Below are 14,690 nucleotides of genomic sequence, written 5' to 3' on the forward strand. Positions count from 1 at the left end.
GTTAGGTTATGGGACGTTCATTAAAAAAAGGCCCCTTTGTGGCGGATCATCTCTTACGTAAGATTGAAGCCCTCAATGAGCGCAATGCCAAGGAAGTGATCAAAACGTGGTCGCGTGCCTCAACAATTGTGCCAGAAATGATTGGCCACACGATCGCTGTTCACAATGGCAAACAGCACGTGCCCGTGTACATTACTGAGCAAATGGTGGGTCACAAACTGGGGGAATTTGCCCCCACCCGCAACTTCCGCAGTCATGTTAAGGGCGACAAAAAAGCCCGCCATTGATTCTCCTGTTCGCGTCTGGGATAACCGTCTATGGTTTCTACCTCTTCTCCTACTGCCCGTGCCTGCGCCAAGTATGTCCGCATGTCACCCCACAAGGTGCGGCGGGTATTAGATCAACTGCGGGGTCGCACCTACCGCGATGCCCTCATTATGCTGCGCTTTATGCCCTATCGTGCCTGTGAGCCGATTACCAAGGTTCTGCGATCGGCGGCAGCCAATGCTACCCATAACTTGGGCTTGGATCCCGCTACCTTAGTGATTAGCCAGGCCTATGCTGATCAAGGGCCTTGCCTGAAGCGGTTCCGTCCCCGTGCCCAAGGCCGCGCTTACCAAATTCGCAAACCCACCTGCCACATCACGATTGCTGTGGCCCCCCAAAACACTGCTGACGAATCGTAAAAGGATACCACCGTGGGACAGAAGATTCACCCAATTGGCTTTCGCCTCGGCATTACACAAGACCATCGCTCCCGCTGGTACGCCGATAGCGATCGCTATCCTGAGCTCTTGCAGGAGGATCACCGCATCCGCACGTTTATTAATCAGCAATTGGCCAATGCTGGCATTGCTGAGGTGCGCATTGAGCGCAAAGCCGATCAAGTGGAGTTGCAAATTCGCACTGCCCGTCCTGGTGTCGTCGTTGGCAAAGGCGGCCAAGGGATTGAGGAACTGCGCAAGCAACTGCGGCAGATGCTTCCTGCTAACCGCACGATCAAGGTGAACGTGGTGGAAGTCAACCGAGTGGATGCTGAGGCCAGCCTCTTGGCGGAATACATCACCCAGCAACTGGAGCGACGGGTAGCCTTTCGAAGGGCTGTGCGCCAAGCTATTCAGCGGGCGCAGCGAGCAGGTATTGAGGGGATCAAAGTCCAAGTGGCGGGTCGCCTGAATGGGGCAGAAATTGCCCGCACCGAGTGGACACGGGAAGGGCGAGTTCCGCTGCATACCCTCAGGGCAGACATTGACTATGCCTACCGCACAGCCCGCACGATCTACGGCATTTTGGGCGTGAAAGTGTGGATCTTTAAGGGTGAAGTTCTGCCGGGACAAACGGAAGCAGTTCCACGGGAAGCCACTCGCCGTAGTCCGCAGCGCCGTCTACCCCAATTTGAAAATCGCTCTAACTAACAGGGAAGCTAGCGATGCTCAGTCCAAAGCGTACAAAATTTCGCAAACAGCAGCGGGGTCGCATGACGGGGGTTGCCAGTCGCGGTAACTCCATCCACTTTGGCGACTATGCCCTTCAGGCCCTTGAACCTGCTTGGATCACTGCACGGCAAATTGAGGCCGGCCGCCGCGCCATGACCCGCTATATCCGCCGCGGTGGCAAAATCTGGATTCGCATTTTCCCCGACAAGCCCGTGACGATGCGGCCTGCAGAAACACGGATGGGGTCAGGGAAAGGATCGCCGGAGTACTGGGTGGCGGTGGTCAAACCCGGTCGCATTATGTATGAAATTGCCGGTGTGACAGAGGAGGTTGCTCGCGAAGCCATGCGCCTTGCTGCCTACAAAATGCCGATCAAGACCCGTTTTCTGGTGCGCAATCAAGAAGAGCAACAACAGGAGGGTTAAGAATGGCACTGACGAAAATGAAAGACCTGCGCCAACTAAGTGATCAAGAGGTGAGCGATCGCATTGCCGCTATTAAAAAAGAACTCTTTGATCTGCGCTTCAAAAAAGCCACCCGTCAAGAGGTCAAGCCCCATCAATTTAAACATCTGCGCCACGAGTTGGCACAGCTTTTAACCCTTGAGAATGAACGTCGCCGCAGTGGAGGCCAAGGCTAATGGCAGTTAAAGAACGTGTTGGCGTTGTTGTCAGCGACAAAATGCAAAAAACCGTTGTCGTTGCTGTCGAAAACCGCGCCCCCCATCCCAAATACGGCAAAATTGTCGTCAAAACCCGCCGCTACAAAGCCCACGATGAAAACAACGAAGCCAAAGTGGGCGATCGCGTGCGTATTCGGGAAACCCGCCCCCTCAGTCGCACCAAGCGTTGGGTCATTGCCGAGATTCTCAGTCCTCGCACTGCCTAAGGAGAACCAGCCATGATTCAACAGGAAACCTATCTCAATGTTGCTGATAATAGCGGCGCCAAAAAACTCCTTTGCATTCGTGTGCTCGGGGGCAGTAACCGTCGCTACGGTAGTGTGGGCGATGTGATCATTGCCACCGTCAAAGATGCCACCCCCAATATGGCAGTGAAGAAATCCGATGTAGTTCGCGCTGTCATTGTGCGCACCCGCAAAAGCATTCGCCGCGAAAGTGGCATGAGCATCCGCTTTGATGACAACGCCGCTGTCTTGATCAACCAAGATGGCAACCCTCGCGGTACCCGTGTCTTTGGCCCTGTAGCTCGCGAACTGCGGGATAAAAACTTCACAAAAATTGTTTCATTGGCACCGGAGGTACTCTAATGGCGGCCAAGAAAGCAAACAAAAAGCCTGTGCGCTATCGTATGCACGTCAAAAAAGGGGATACGGTTCAAGTCATCGCCGGCAGTGACAAAGCCAAAGTGGGTGAAGTCCTCGCCGTCTTCCCCAAAACTAGTCAGGTGATTGTTAAAGGGGTCAACCTGAAAACGAAACACCTCAAGCCTCGCCAAGAGGGAGAATCAGGGCAAATTATCACCAAAGAAGCCCCGATTCACAGTTGCAAGGTGATGCTCTACTCTACCAAGCAAAACGTGGCCAGCCGCATCTGCTATACCTACACCGAAGATGGTCGTAAGGTACGGATGCTTAAGAAAACTGGTGAAATCATTGATTAGGTCTCACTTGTTTGCCCTCTCTGACCCAGCCCAGAGAACGCCCCTAGGAGAAGCCCCATGTCCCAACGCCTCAAAGACCACTACAACAAAACCGTTGTGCCGCAGCTCATGCAGCAATTCCAGTACAAAAATATTCACCAAGTGCCAAAGATTGTCAAAGTGACTGTTAACCGGGGTCTGGGTGAAGCGGCACAAAATGCCAAAGCCCTTGAAGCCACACTGGCGGAAATTGCCACAATTACAGGCCAAAAGCCGGTGGTTACCCGTGCCAAGAAGGCGATCGCTGGCTTCAAAATTCGCAAAGGTATGCCTGTGGGGGTTGCCGTGACCCTGCGTTCCGAGCGCATGTATGCCTTTTTGGACCGCTTGATTAACTTGGCACTGCCACGTATTCGTGACTTTCGCGGTGTCAACCCCAAAAGCTTTGATGGCCGGGGCAACTACACCCTAGGTTTGCGTGAGCAACTGATTTTCCCCGAAGTCAACTACGACGATATTGATCAAATTCGCGGCATGGATGTCTCAATCATCACCACTGCCAATACTGATGAAGAAGGACGTGCCCTGCTCAAAGCAATGGGCATGCCGTTCCGTGAGAACTAACGCCGGAGGCAGATTTTTAAGGAGCAACTATGGCAGTAAATGACACGATTGGCGATATGCTAACTCGCATCCGCAACGCAAACCTTGCGCGTCATCAAACCACGACAATTCCGGCCACGCGCATGACCCGCAGTATTGCGCAGGTGCTGAAAGCGGAAGGGTTTATTCGCGATTTTGAAGAGCAAGGGGACGGTGTCAAACGGCATCTTGTGGTTTCCCTAAAATATCGCGGCAAGCAGCGCCAGCCGATTATTACTGCGCTCAAGCGGGTAAGCAAGCCCGGTCTGCGCGTCTATGCCAACTCCCGTGAGTTGCCCCGGGTGCTCGGTGGCATCGGCATTGCCATCATCTCCACCTCTAACGGCATCATGACCGATCGCGAGGCACGGAAGCAGGGCATTGGCGGCGAAGTACTCTGTTACGTTTGGTAAGCTCGGAGGAAGTCCCACATGTCTCGTATTGGCAAGCGTCCCATCCCCCTGCCAAAGAATGTCACCCTCACCCTAGACGGGCAGCAGGTCACGGTCAAGGGCCCTAAGGGTCAACTCAGTCGCGTTTTTCCCCCTGAAGTGAATGTTGTCCAAGAGGGCGAAGCAATTGTCGTCAAACGCCGCGATGACTCTCGACCTGCCAAAGAACGCCACGGCCTCTGCCGCACGCTACTGGCCAACATGGTAGAAGGTGTCTCCCAAGGATTTACAAAAAAGCTCGAGATTCAAGGGGTGGGTTACCGTGCCCAGCTCCAAGGTAAAACCCTTGTCCTCAGTATGGGCTATAGTCACCCCGTTGAGATCGTGCCCCCTGAGGGCATTACCCTAGAAATTGAAGACAACCAAGGTAAAAAAGTGCAGCAGGGGACAATTGTCCTCGTTAGCGGCATTGACAAAGAACTGGTCGGCAACACCTCTGCCCGTATTCGCGCCGTGCGTCCCCCTGAGCCCTACAAGGGCAAGGGCATTCGCTATATGGGTGAATTTGTGCGTCGTAAAGTTGGTAAGACAGGGAAGAAATAGATGAAGCAAACTCGTACTGCGGCTCGCCAAAGTCGGCACCAGCGCATTCGCCGCAAAGTCAAAGGGACCAGCGATCGCCCCCGACTCGCTGTCTTTCGCTCCCATCAACACATCTATGCCCAAGTGATTGATGACACCCGGCATCATACTCTTGTCGCTGCTTCCAGTCTTGAGCCAGAACTGCGGCAAAAGCTAGGGAAGGGCAGCACCTGTGCCGCCTCCATTGCGGTGGGGCGACTGATTGCAGAGCGGGCCAAAGCCGCTGGCATTGAGCGTGTTGTCTTTGATCGCGGTGGCAATATTTACCATGGGCGTGTCAAGGCCTTGGCGGATGCCGCCCGTGAAGGTGGATTAGACTTTTAGAGGATGACCCGATGGCAAATCGTCGTAAAAACCCCCGCAAAGTTGAAAAAGAAACGGACTGGCAAGAGCGAGTAGTTCAGATCCGCCGCGTCTCCAAAGTGGTTAAAGGTGGTAAGAAGCTCAGCTTCCGTGCCATTGTTGTCGTTGGCAACGAGCGTGGTCAAGTGGGTGTGGGTGTCGGTAAAGCCGCCGATGTTATTGGTGCAGTGCGCAAAGGCGTCGCTGATGGCAAAAAGCATCTGATTGATGTTCCGATCACTAAATCCAACTCTATTCCCCACCCCACCTTTGGCGAAGGCGGCGCTGCCCGTGTCATGATTCGCCCCGCTGCACCCGGAACCGGCGTAATTGCGGGTGGCTCTGTGCGCACTGTTCTCGAACTAGCCGGGGTACGCAACGTACTCGCCAAACAACTGGGATCCAGCAACCCCCTCAACAATGCCCGTGCCGCCCTCGAAGCCCTTGCGGCCTTGCGCACCTTCCAAGAAGTTGCCGAAGAGCGGGAAATCCCCATTGAAAACCTCTATAGCAAATAGTTAGGAGTTGTCCATGCGGTTTCAAGATCTGCACCCCCAAGCGGGATCGCGACGGCGCAAACGGCGGATTGGTCGGGGTATTGCCGCAGGTCAAGGGGCCAGCGGCGGCTTTGGTATGCGGGGGCAAAAATCTCGTTCCGGTCGCCCCACTCGTCCTGGCTTTGAAGGCGGTCAAAACCCCCTTTACCGTCGTCTCCCCAAACTCAAGCACTTTCCCCTCGTCAAGCGGAAGGTTTACACTACGATCAACGTGGGTCGTCTCAATACCCTACCGGCCAATAGTGTAGTGACGGTTCAATCCCTCCTTGAGGCTGGCATTCTCACCACTGCCAAGTATCCCCTCAAGGTGTTGGGGGATGGTGAGCTCAATGTTAAGTTGGAGGTTCATGCTGCTGCCTTTAGTGGCAGTGCCCGCAGCAAAATTGAAGCCGCTGGTGGGGTGTGTGTGGAGACCTCCGTTGCTGCCGACAGTGAATAGAGGAACCCCAGTATGATTGTGAATCGCGGCAAGGCACCCACTGCCCAGGAAACGTTTATGCAGATGGCTCAAGCAGCCGGTCTGCGGGGGCGGCTTTTGATCACCATTGGGTTACTAATTCTGGTGCGGCTTGGTATCTATCTACCCATTCCGGGAATCGATCGCGCTGTTTTTGCCCAGAACGTCCAAGATAATGCCGTGATTCGCTTCCTCGACATCTTTGCAGGGGGTGGTCTCTCTGCCCTTGGCATTTTTGCCCTTGGTATCCTGCCCTATATTAACGCCTCCATCATCATGCAGTTGCTGACTGCTGCTCTCCCTTCCTTGGAGCGACTCCAAAAGGACGAAGGGGAAGCCGGCCGCCGCAAAATTTCCCAAATTACCCGCTACGTTGCGGTGGGCTGGGCAGTTCTGCAAAGCTTTGGCATTGCCATTTTTGTCAGTTCAATTCCCGGTGCCGCTTTACACCCGGGGCCATGGTTTGTAGCCGAGATTGTCCTTGGCCTTACCGCTGGCTCAATGGTGGTGATGTGGATTTCGGAATTGATTACTGAGCGAGGGGTGGGTAATGGTGCCTCCCTCTTGATCTTTTTGAGCATTGTTGCCTACTTACCTGCCTCGGTGGGCCAAACCATCGCCCTCGCAGAAAGTGGTGGCAACATTGGCGGCATTGCTATCCTTGTGGCTGTCTTTTTAGCCATGATTGTCGGCATTGTCTTCGTTCAAGAGGGGACCCGCCGCATCCCTATTGTTTCTGCACGTCGCCAAGTGGGGCGTAAGCTCTACCGCGAGCAAACCAGTTACCTGCCCCTGCGCTTAAACCAAGGCGGTGTGATGCCGATTATTTTTGCCTCGGCGGTCCTGATTCTGCCTTCCACATTGGCCCAGTTTACCCGTAGCGAACTCGTGGCTCGATTCGCAAGTTATGTTTCTCCGGCAGGGCCAACACCCTGGCTATACGTAATTTTTTATTTGCTGTTGATTCTCTTCTTTAGCTACTTTTACTCCTCCTTGGTGGTCAACCCCGTGGATATGTCCCAAAACCTGAAAAAAATGGGCGCCAGTATTCCGGGGATCCGACCGGGGAAAGCCACGTCTGATTACCTAGAACGGGTTCTCAACCGCTTGACATTCCTAGGGGCGATCTTTTTGGGTCTGGTGGCCATTATTCCCACAGCAGTCGAGAGTGCAACCAAAGTGACAACATTCCAAGGCCTGGGGGCGACCTCCCTGTTGATCTTGGTGGGGGTGGCCATTGACACCTCAAAACAAATTCAAACCTATGTGATTTCTCAACGTTATGAGGGGATGGTGAAGCAGTAATGCGCTTAATTTTGTTTGGTGGCCCCGGTTCGGGCAAAGGGACACAGGCGGCAATTCTCACCACGCTCTTGGGCATTCCCCATATTTCTACAGGGGATATTCTGCGAGCAGAGCGAGCTGCCGGCACCCTCCTCGGTCAACAGGCTCAAAGCTACATGGATCGCGGTGAACTGGTACCCGATCAGGTGATTGTGGATATGGTGGCCAATCGCTTGCAACAGCCAGATACGGCTGCGGGTTGGCTTTTGGACGGGTTTCCCCGCAATGGGGCACAAGCAGCGGTCTTTGAGGAGATGCTCAAAAGCATTCACCAAGACTATGATTACTTGCTTTTTTTAGATGTGCCCGCTGCGATTCTCCAAGAACGCGCTCTAAATCGCGCCAAGCAAGCTGTCAACGGTCAGCAGCGCTCCGATGATACACCGGAAACTATCCTTAAGCGGCTACAGGTCTATGAGCGGGAAACCCTACCGATGATTCAACAGTACATGAGTCATCCCAAGTTTGTGCCCATTGATGGAACGCGTACGATCGAAGAGGTAACTGCTGCCATTCAAGCACGTATTGGGGAGGTGAACCGTGTCTAAACAGGATGCCATTGAAATTGAAGGGACAGTGACCGAGTCATTGCCCAACGCCATGTTTCGCGTGGATCTGGACAATGGCTTCAATGTCCTTGCTCATATTTCTGGTAAGATTCGCCGCAACTACATCAAGATTTTGCCGGGCGATCGCGTCAAGGTAGAATTGACCCCCTATGACTTGACCAAGGGGCGGATTACCTATCGCCTGCGCAAAAAGTAGTTTGATCTTTACTGACCACTCTGCTAAGATATAAAATTTGCGATTACATGAGCAACTGATATGAAAGTAAGAGCATCGGTACGGCGTATTTGTGAAAAATGCCGCGTCATTCGGCGACGTGGCCGGGTTATGGTGATCTGCACCAATCCGAAACACAAGCAGCGCCAAGGGTAACCCACTGTTGTTGCACACATAGGAACTAGATTCATGGCTCGTATTGCTGGTGTTGATTTACCCCGCGACAAACGCATTGAAATTGCCCTGACCTACATCTATGGCATTGGCTTAACCCGCTCCAAGGAAATTTTGGCAAAAACGGGTGTCAACCCTGATACACGCACCCGTGATTTAACGGATGCCGACATTGCGGCACTGCGGGCTGCCATTGACGAGTACCAAGTGGAGGGGGATCTGCGCCGCCTTGAGGCCATGAATATCAAGCGGCTCATGGATATTGGCTGCTATCGGGGGCGACGGCATCGCCTTGGATTGCCGGTTCGTGGTCAGCGCACCCGTACCAATGCTCGCACCCGTCGTGGTAGTCGCCGCACTGTGGCTGGTAAGAAAAAACCCGCCGCCAAGAAATAAGTTTTTCCGCTCCTGCTACCTGATTCACGGTTTGGATAGATTATGGCACCCTCTGCAAAACGCTCTGGCCCTCGTAAGCAAAAGCGCAATGTCCCCAGTGGCGTTGCCCACATTCAGTCCACATTTAATAACACGATTGTCTCAATTACCGACCCCAATGGTGAGGTGATTGCTTGGGCCTCTGCTGGCTCTAGTGGTTTCAAAGGTGCCAAAAAAGGCACACCTTTTGCAGCCCAAACTGCTGCTGATAATGCGGCTCGCCGTGCCATTGATCAGGGGATGCGGCAAATTGAGGTCATGGTGAGTGGTCCCGGCTCCGGTCGAGAAACAGCCATTCGGGCGTTGCAAGCCGCAGGCCTAGAAATTACCCTCATTCGGGATGTGACCCCCATTCCCCACAATGGTTGCCGTCCCCCCAAACGGCGGCGGGTTTAGGTTGGTGTGGGTCACTTGGGAGAACAGCTATGGCGTATCAAATTGAATGCTTGGAAACACGGGTTGAGGAGGATCAGGGGCAGTACGGCCAATTTGCCCTGCATCCCCTTGCTCCCGGTCAAGGGATTACGGTGGGGAATGCCCTGCGGCGGGTTCTCCTTTCCAACTTGCCCGGTAGTGCTGTGACAGCGGTGCGAATCGCGGGCGTCAATCATGAGTTTTCGACGATTCCTGGTGTGCGCGAAGATGTCATGGACATTTTGCTGCAAATGAAGCAGTTGGTGATTCGCAGCCACACCTCAGAACCCCAAATGGGTCGTCTTTTTGCTCAAGCCCCTGAGAATGAGCCATTGACGGTTACCGCGGGTATGGTGCAACTTGGCTCTGAAGTGGAGGTGGTCAACCCCAACCACTATATTGCCACGCTGATGCCAGGGGCAACCTTGGAGATGGAATTTAAGATTGAAAAGGATCGTGGCTATCGCTCGGTGGAGCGGGTGCGCGACGATCGCCTTGCTTTGGACTATCTCCAATTGGATGCTGTCTTTATGCCTGTGCGGCGGGTGAACTACACCGTTGATTCTGTGCGCAGTGCCGGTGCTGAGGGCGATCGCCAGCTCCAAGACTACCTGAAGCTGGAAATCTGGACAAATGGCAGCTTGACCCCTCAAGATGCCCTCAATCAGGCGGCAACCATCCTTGTCGATCTCTTTAGCCCCCTGAAGGAAGTGCCCCTACACACCTCTGAGGCCACCGCCACCGACGACCATGACGAAACGGGGCAGATTCCCATTGAGCAACTGAATTTGTCAGTGCGTGCCTACAACTGCCTCAAGCGTGCCCAAGTGAATACGGTGGCCGATCTTCTTGAGTACTCCCAAGAAGAGCTACTGGAGATCAAAAACTTCGGTCAAAAGTCGGCTGAGGAAGTGATCGAAGCACTGCAAAAACACTTGGGAATTACGCTACCGCCCCAAAAAGCTGCCCGTAACTAGAGAGATTGAATGAGGTTTACCTATGCGTCACCAACGTCGGGTTCCCCAACTAGGACGACCAGCGGATCAACGAAAAGCGCTGCTGCGGGCATTAACCACTGAGCTGATTCGCCATGGCCGCATTACCACCACCAAAGCGCGGGCAAAGGCTGTCCGCGCAGAGGCAGAGCGGATGATCACCTTGGCTAAGGATGGCTCCTTGGCGGCCCGCCGGCGTGCCCTGGGCTATCTCTACGATAAGCAACTGGTGCATTCTCTCTTTGCCCAAGCCCCAGAGCGCTATGGCGATCGCCAGGGTGGCTACACCCGTATTATCCGCAGTGTGCGGCGACGGGGTGATAATGCCGAATTGGCGGTCATTGAGCTGGTGTAGCAGGCAATGATGACGGCGATCGCACCTTCCCAGAGCGGCCAACGCTTGGCACTGCTCATTCAGTACCAGGGCACCCACTTCCACGGCTGGCAACGGCAAGTGGGACAGCGCACGGTACAGGAGGTGATTGAGCAGGCGATCGCCAGTGTTGTCAATCATCCCGTCTCTGTTGTTGCAGCAGGGCGCACGGACACAGGGGTTCATGCTGCCGGTCAAGTGGCCCATGTCACGGTCAACTCGCCTATTCCCGTTCATCGTTGGCCAGGGATTCTCAATGCTCGCTTGCCTGCTGATGTGGTGATTCGTGCTGCGGCGGCGGTGCCGCCTGACTGGCATGCCCGTTTCTCAGCGCTGTGGCGTCGCTATCGTTATACCCTCTATACCGATCCCTGCCCCAATATCTTTCTGCGGCCTTGGACATGGCACTACTACTATGCCCCCTTGGATGTGGCAAAAATGGCAGCAGTGCTTCAGCCATTGGTGGGGCGGCATCACCTCAGCGCATTTCACCGTTCTGGCTCCAATCGTGCCCATTCTTGGGTGGAGGTGCAGGCGGTGAGTTGCCAGCGGCGCGGTGCCCTTGTGGAAATTGAGGTACAAGCTTCAGGGTTTCTCTACGGCATGATGCGCCTGTTGGTGGGTCTCTTGGTACAGGTGGGACAAGGCCAGCGATCGCCCGCCAGTTTTACGGAAATTTGGCAACAGGAGCAACGCCACCTTGTCAAGTATGCTGCACCCCCCAGCGGTCTTTGTCTATTGGGGGTGGGCTATCCTGAATCACCTTTCCCTCTGGCCCTGTGCACCGAAGCGATGCCCCAGTTCCAGTTAGCCTCTGTTTGCCCTGAATTGTCCATTGCATAGAACTATGGAGTTTGTGATGACCAGTACCGTAAAGACACCACTGCCCGCTGTGGATGACCTTGCTCCCCAGTGGTATGTCATTGATGCCGCTGATCAACGGTTGGGTCGGCTAGCCGCAGAAATTGCCCGCATTCTCAGGGGCAAAAACAAAGCCATTTACACCCCCCACATGGATACGGGTGACTTTGTGATTGTCATCAATGCCGAAAAAGTCACCGTCACCGGCAAAAAACGCTCCCAAAAACTCTACCGTCGTCACTCCGGCCGTCCCGGCGGCATGAAAATTGAAACCTTTGATCAACTCCAAGCCCGTATTCCGGAGCGGATTATTGAGCACGCTGTTAAGGGGATGCTGCCAAAAAATTCCCTGGGCCGCAAACTCTTTACCAAGCTGAAAGTTTATGCTGGCCCAGAGCATCCTCACCAAGCGCAAAAACCCCAGCCTTTGACCATTAACACAATTCCGGGAGCCTAACAATGCAGATTGCTGATCAGTCTAAGCGGGTGGTTTACTTGGGAACCGGTCGCCGTAAGTCGGCGGTAGCGCGGGTGCGATTGATTCCCGGTAGCGGTCAACTGTGGATTAATGGCCGCAATGGGGCTGACTACCTGCAAAATAACCCTATCTATCTCAACTTGGTGAAAGCCCCCCTTGAAACCCTTGGACTTGAAAATAGCTACGATATCTATGTCAATGCCACGGGGGGTGGTCTGACAGGGCAAGCAGACGCCATTCGTCTAGGGATTGCCCGTGCCCTCTGCCAACTGGACATCGAAAATCGCAAGCCCTTGAAAACGGAAGGCTATCTCACCCGCGATCCCCGTGCTAAGGAGCGGCGTAAATACGGTCTGCGCAAAGCCCGCAAAGCCCCCCAATACTCAAAACGCTAAAATTTTGTTTTTGACTTCTCGTTTGTGGTGAGACACCTATGCCAAAACCAAACATTCATCCCCAGTGGTATCCCGAAGCCAAAGTCTATTGCGATGGTGAAGTGATTATGACGGTTGGTTCCACGAAACCAGAACTGCACGTAGACATCTGGTCAGGCAACCACCCCTTCTTCACCGGTACTCAGAAAATTGTTGACGCCGAAGGGCGGGTGGAACGCTTCCGCCGTAAATACAGCGGTACTAAACCTCAGCAAACCGCTAAAGGGAAAAAAGCCGCCCCTAAATCTACGCCTAAGACGAACAAAAAGGGCTAACCGCTCTTCATGTCCCTCTTTTTTCGGCCCGCTGAGTGGCTGCCCCATCGCGCCTGTTGGTTAGCTTTCCCCAGTCACGAAGATCTGTGGGGGGAGTTATTACCGCAGGTGCGCTTCGAGTTTGCTGCCCTGTGTCGGGCGATCGCTGACCCTGATCCGGTCACGGGTCAATGTCGGGGCGAGCAACTGAAAATTCTAGTGCTGGATGAGACAGGAAAAGCCACTGCCCATTCCTACCTCAGCGATCTTAACCCGCAATTTTATCAACTGACCTTTGGTGACATTTGGCTGCGGGACACGGCTCCTGTGGGCCTCATCAATGAGGCGGGGGAGCGACGGCTCCTCTGTTTGCCCTTTAATGGTTGGGGCAAAAAGTATCAACTGGCTGGCGATAGTGACTTGGCCATCCGCCTAGCCCTCCTGATGGGGATACCCTATGGTAGCGTGCCCCTATTTCTTGAGGGGGGAGCGATCGAAGTAGATGGCGAAGGAACCTGCCTCACCACTCGCCAGTGCCTCCTCAATCCCAACCGCAATCCCTATTTAAGCAGTGCAGAAGTGGAAGCCCGCCTCAAGCCTGCCCTTGGCGTGAGCAAAATCCTCTGGATTGAATCGGGACTGGTCAATGATCACACTGATGGTCATATTGATACCCTGGTGCGTTTTGTGGCTCCCGCAACCGTGGTCTGTATGTTGGCTGAAAGCCCTGAGGATCCGAACTGCGATGTCCTGCGGACGATTTATGAGCAGTTGCAAACCCTGACGGATGCCAAGGGGCGCTCCCTAGAGGTGATCCCAGTGCCCTCACCGGGGCGGGTAACCAGTCAAAAGGGAGAGATTTTGCCTGCCAGTTATGTGAATTTTTATATTGCCAATACTACTGTTGTTGTTCCCACCTACGGTGTGGAGGCGGATGCCAAAGCAGTTGAGGCGATCGCCAAGCTCTTTCCCAGTCGCAGAACCATTGGCCTGCCCGCACGGACCATTTTAGAAGGGGGAGGCGCTTTCCATTGCATTACTCAGCAGGAATTATGAGAACACTGACCGTTGCTGCCATTCAAGCTCAACTGACCGATGACGTTGAAACCAATATCCTGCATCTCAGTGACTTGGTGCGGCAGGCGCATCAACGGGGAGCCCAGCTCATTGTCCTGCCAGAGCTATTTGAGGGGCACTATTTTTGTAAGGAAGAGCGGGAGATTCACTTTCAGCGGGCACACCCTGTAAAAAAACACCCAACGATCGCCCACTTTGAGGCCTTGGCGCGGGAACTGGAGGTGGTGATTCCAGTCTCGTTTTTTGAAAAGGCGGGTACCGTCTATTACAACAGTGTGGCCATGATTGATGCGGGGGGCGTTAATCTCGGTGTCTATCGCAAAAGTCATATTCCCGATGGCCCCGGCTATGAGGAAAAGTTTTACTTTCGACCGGGAAATACAGGCTTTCGGGTCTGGCGCACCCGCTACGGCAGAATCGGTGTCGGTATCTGCTGGGATCAGTGGTTTCCTGAGGCAGCACGGGTAATGACCCTCATGGGGGCAGAGGTGCTAGTGTATCCCACCGCCATTGGCAGTGAACCCCATGATCCCACCCTGGACACTAAAGACCCTTGGCAACGGGTGATGGTTGGCCATGCAGTGGCCAACGTGATTCCAGTGGTGGCAGCGAACCGTGTTGGTAACGAGGGGGGCCAAGTATTTTATGGCAGTTCCTTTATTGCCAATCCAAGGGGAGATCTGGTGGCCGAAGCCGATCGCTCCCAGGAAGCTGTGCTTGTTCATAAATTTGATTTAGGTGAAATTGAGCGCCTACGGGCGGCCTATGGCTTCTTTCGCGATCGCCGACCCGGACTCTACAAAGCCTTGTTGACTGCCGATGGCGTTATTTAACCTATGGTGCGATGATCATCGGCCTGGGTTGTTCTTAAAGACTTGTGAAGGGTGCAGCGACATGTTAGGGCCCTGGTCGGGATCGCCAGCGGCCTAGCTCCACCGACCGTTGCTTTTGCAACCTGCACAATTATCAGCGTGACAGGTCTAAACGTTGCTGACTACA

The 14,690-nt window shown here is 54.1% G+C and carries 28 protein-coding genes; all 28 read left to right on the forward strand.

What is annotated here, in order from left to right; all coding sequences use genetic code 11:
- The first annotated feature begins 8 nt into the window (after nt 1–8).
- From rpsS to aguB, 28 genes are read left to right on the forward strand one after another with little or no spacing between them, the layout of a single operon-like run.
- A complete protein-coding gene (gene rpsS / locus TLL_RS00420; RefSeq protein ID WP_011055940.1) occupies nt 9–287 on the forward strand; it encodes a 30S ribosomal protein S19 in 279 nt (92 codons plus the stop codon).
- Between the two features lie 30 nt (nt 288–317).
- Complete coding sequence (rplV, locus tag TLL_RS00425) at nt 318–686, forward strand: 50S ribosomal protein L22 (protein WP_011055941.1); 369 nt, start codon at nt 318–320, stop codon at nt 684–686.
- Nucleotides 687–698: 12 nt separating this feature from the next.
- A complete protein-coding gene (gene rpsC / locus TLL_RS00430) occupies nt 699–1,415 on the forward strand; it encodes a 30S ribosomal protein S3 (protein WP_011055942.1) in 717 nt (238 codons plus the stop codon).
- 14 nt (nt 1,416–1,429) lie between these two features.
- On the forward strand, nt 1,430–1,861 hold the full coding sequence (rplP, locus tag TLL_RS00435) for a 50S ribosomal protein L16 (protein WP_011055943.1): 432 nt from the start codon (nt 1,430–1,432) through the stop codon (nt 1,859–1,861).
- 2 nt (nt 1,862–1,863) lie between these two features.
- The gene (rpmC, locus tag TLL_RS00440) at nt 1,864–2,076 is read left to right on the forward strand and encodes a 50S ribosomal protein L29 (RefSeq protein WP_011055944.1); all 213 of its coding nucleotides are present in this window, start codon (nt 1,864–1,866) and stop codon (nt 2,074–2,076) included.
- Nucleotides 2,076–2,324, forward strand: a complete 249-nt coding sequence (gene rpsQ / locus TLL_RS00445; protein ID WP_011055945.1) for a 30S ribosomal protein S17 — start codon at nt 2,076–2,078, stop codon at nt 2,322–2,324. Before rpmC ends, rpsQ begins: the two co-directional genes overlap by 1 nt.
- 12 nt (nt 2,325–2,336) lie before the next feature.
- Nucleotides 2,337–2,705, forward strand: a complete 369-nt coding sequence (gene rplN / locus TLL_RS00450) for a 50S ribosomal protein L14 (protein WP_011055946.1) — start codon at nt 2,337–2,339, stop codon at nt 2,703–2,705.
- Entirely contained in the window at nt 2,705–3,058 is a 354-nt protein-coding gene (rplX, locus tag TLL_RS00455; RefSeq protein ID WP_011055947.1) for a 50S ribosomal protein L24, read from the forward strand. Before rplN ends, rplX begins: the two co-directional genes overlap by 1 nt.
- Before the next feature lie 57 nt (nt 3,059–3,115).
- The gene (rplE, locus tag TLL_RS00460; RefSeq protein WP_011055948.1) at nt 3,116–3,661 is read left to right on the forward strand and encodes a 50S ribosomal protein L5; all 546 of its coding nucleotides are present in this window, start codon (nt 3,116–3,118) and stop codon (nt 3,659–3,661) included.
- Between the two features lie 29 nt (nt 3,662–3,690).
- Nucleotides 3,691–4,092 carry a 30S ribosomal protein S8 gene (rpsH, locus tag TLL_RS00465; RefSeq protein ID WP_011055949.1) on the forward strand — a complete coding sequence of 134 codons (402 nt, stop codon included), beginning with the start codon at nt 3,691–3,693 and terminating at the stop codon, nt 4,090–4,092.
- 18 nt (nt 4,093–4,110) lie between these two features.
- Nucleotides 4,111–4,674, forward strand: coding sequence for a 50S ribosomal protein L6 (gene rplF / locus TLL_RS00470; RefSeq protein WP_011055950.1), 564 nt, complete (start codon nt 4,111–4,113; stop codon nt 4,672–4,674).
- On the forward strand, nt 4,675–5,037 hold the full coding sequence (gene rplR, locus TLL_RS00475) for a 50S ribosomal protein L18 (protein ID WP_011055951.1): 363 nt from the start codon (nt 4,675–4,677) through the stop codon (nt 5,035–5,037). It begins immediately after the preceding gene.
- Between the two features lie 11 nt (nt 5,038–5,048).
- Nucleotides 5,049–5,573 (forward strand): 30S ribosomal protein S5, encoded by a 525-nt coding sequence (gene rpsE, locus TLL_RS00480; protein WP_011055952.1) that lies wholly within the window; start codon nt 5,049–5,051, stop codon nt 5,571–5,573.
- A 13-nt stretch (nt 5,574–5,586) separates the two neighbouring features.
- Nucleotides 5,587–6,051 (forward strand): 50S ribosomal protein L15, encoded by a 465-nt coding sequence (gene rplO, locus TLL_RS00485; protein WP_011055953.1) that lies wholly within the window; start codon nt 5,587–5,589, stop codon nt 6,049–6,051.
- Between the two features lie 12 nt (nt 6,052–6,063).
- Complete coding sequence (secY, locus tag TLL_RS00490; RefSeq protein ID WP_011055954.1) at nt 6,064–7,374, forward strand: preprotein translocase subunit SecY; 1,311 nt, start codon at nt 6,064–6,066, stop codon at nt 7,372–7,374.
- Nucleotides 7,374–7,961, forward strand: coding sequence for an adenylate kinase (locus tag TLL_RS00495; RefSeq protein WP_011055955.1), 588 nt, complete (start codon nt 7,374–7,376; stop codon nt 7,959–7,961). Before secY ends, TLL_RS00495 begins: the two co-directional genes overlap by 1 nt.
- On the forward strand, nt 7,954–8,178 hold the full coding sequence (gene infA / locus TLL_RS00500) for a translation initiation factor IF-1 (protein ID WP_011055956.1): 225 nt from the start codon (nt 7,954–7,956) through the stop codon (nt 8,176–8,178). The genes TLL_RS00495 and infA overlap by 8 nt, the downstream gene beginning before the upstream one ends.
- Nucleotides 8,179–8,238: 60 nt before the next feature.
- Nucleotides 8,239–8,352, forward strand: a complete 114-nt coding sequence (rpmJ, locus tag TLL_RS00505) for a 50S ribosomal protein L36 (RefSeq protein ID WP_011055957.1) — start codon at nt 8,239–8,241, stop codon at nt 8,350–8,352.
- Nucleotides 8,353–8,385: 33 nt separating this feature from the next.
- Nucleotides 8,386–8,766, forward strand: a complete 381-nt coding sequence (gene rpsM, locus TLL_RS00510) for a 30S ribosomal protein S13 (protein ID WP_011055958.1) — start codon at nt 8,386–8,388, stop codon at nt 8,764–8,766.
- Between the two features lie 42 nt (nt 8,767–8,808).
- On the forward strand, nt 8,809–9,201 hold the full coding sequence (gene rpsK, locus TLL_RS00515) for a 30S ribosomal protein S11 (RefSeq protein ID WP_011055959.1): 393 nt from the start codon (nt 8,809–8,811) through the stop codon (nt 9,199–9,201).
- Nucleotides 9,202–9,230: 29 nt separating this feature from the next.
- Nucleotides 9,231–10,196, forward strand: a complete 966-nt coding sequence (locus tag TLL_RS00520) for a DNA-directed RNA polymerase subunit alpha (protein ID WP_011055960.1) — start codon at nt 9,231–9,233, stop codon at nt 10,194–10,196.
- A gap of 22 nt (nt 10,197–10,218) precedes the next feature.
- Complete coding sequence (gene rplQ / locus TLL_RS00525; RefSeq protein WP_011055961.1) at nt 10,219–10,569, forward strand: 50S ribosomal protein L17; 351 nt, start codon at nt 10,219–10,221, stop codon at nt 10,567–10,569.
- Between the two features lie 6 nt (nt 10,570–10,575).
- Entirely contained in the window at nt 10,576–11,430 is an 855-nt protein-coding gene (gene truA, locus TLL_RS00530; protein WP_011055962.1) for a tRNA pseudouridine(38-40) synthase TruA, read from the forward strand.
- Between the two features lie 16 nt (nt 11,431–11,446).
- Nucleotides 11,447–11,905, forward strand: a complete 459-nt coding sequence (rplM, locus tag TLL_RS00535; protein WP_011055963.1) for a 50S ribosomal protein L13 — start codon at nt 11,447–11,449, stop codon at nt 11,903–11,905.
- A gap of 2 nt (nt 11,906–11,907) precedes the next feature.
- Nucleotides 11,908–12,321 carry a 30S ribosomal protein S9 gene (rpsI, locus tag TLL_RS00540; RefSeq protein WP_011055964.1) on the forward strand — a complete coding sequence of 138 codons (414 nt, stop codon included), beginning with the start codon at nt 11,908–11,910 and terminating at the stop codon, nt 12,319–12,321.
- Nucleotides 12,322–12,359: 38 nt separating this feature from the next.
- The gene (rpmE, locus tag TLL_RS00545; protein ID WP_011055965.1) at nt 12,360–12,635 is read left to right on the forward strand and encodes a 50S ribosomal protein L31; all 276 of its coding nucleotides are present in this window, start codon (nt 12,360–12,362) and stop codon (nt 12,633–12,635) included.
- 9 nt (nt 12,636–12,644) lie between these two features.
- A complete protein-coding gene (locus tag TLL_RS00550; protein WP_011055966.1) occupies nt 12,645–13,670 on the forward strand; it encodes an agmatine deiminase family protein in 1,026 nt (341 codons plus the stop codon).
- The gene (aguB, locus tag TLL_RS00555; protein WP_011055967.1) at nt 13,667–14,524 is read left to right on the forward strand and encodes an N-carbamoylputrescine amidase; all 858 of its coding nucleotides are present in this window, start codon (nt 13,667–13,669) and stop codon (nt 14,522–14,524) included. Before TLL_RS00550 ends, aguB begins: the two co-directional genes overlap by 4 nt.
- The last annotated feature ends 166 nt before the right edge of the window (nt 14,525–14,690 follow it).

Origin of the sequence: Thermosynechococcus vestitus BP-1, from assembly GCF_000011345.1 — a bacterium.
GTDB lineage: Bacteria > Cyanobacteriota > Cyanobacteriia > Thermosynechococcales > Thermosynechococcaceae > Thermosynechococcus > Thermosynechococcus vestitus.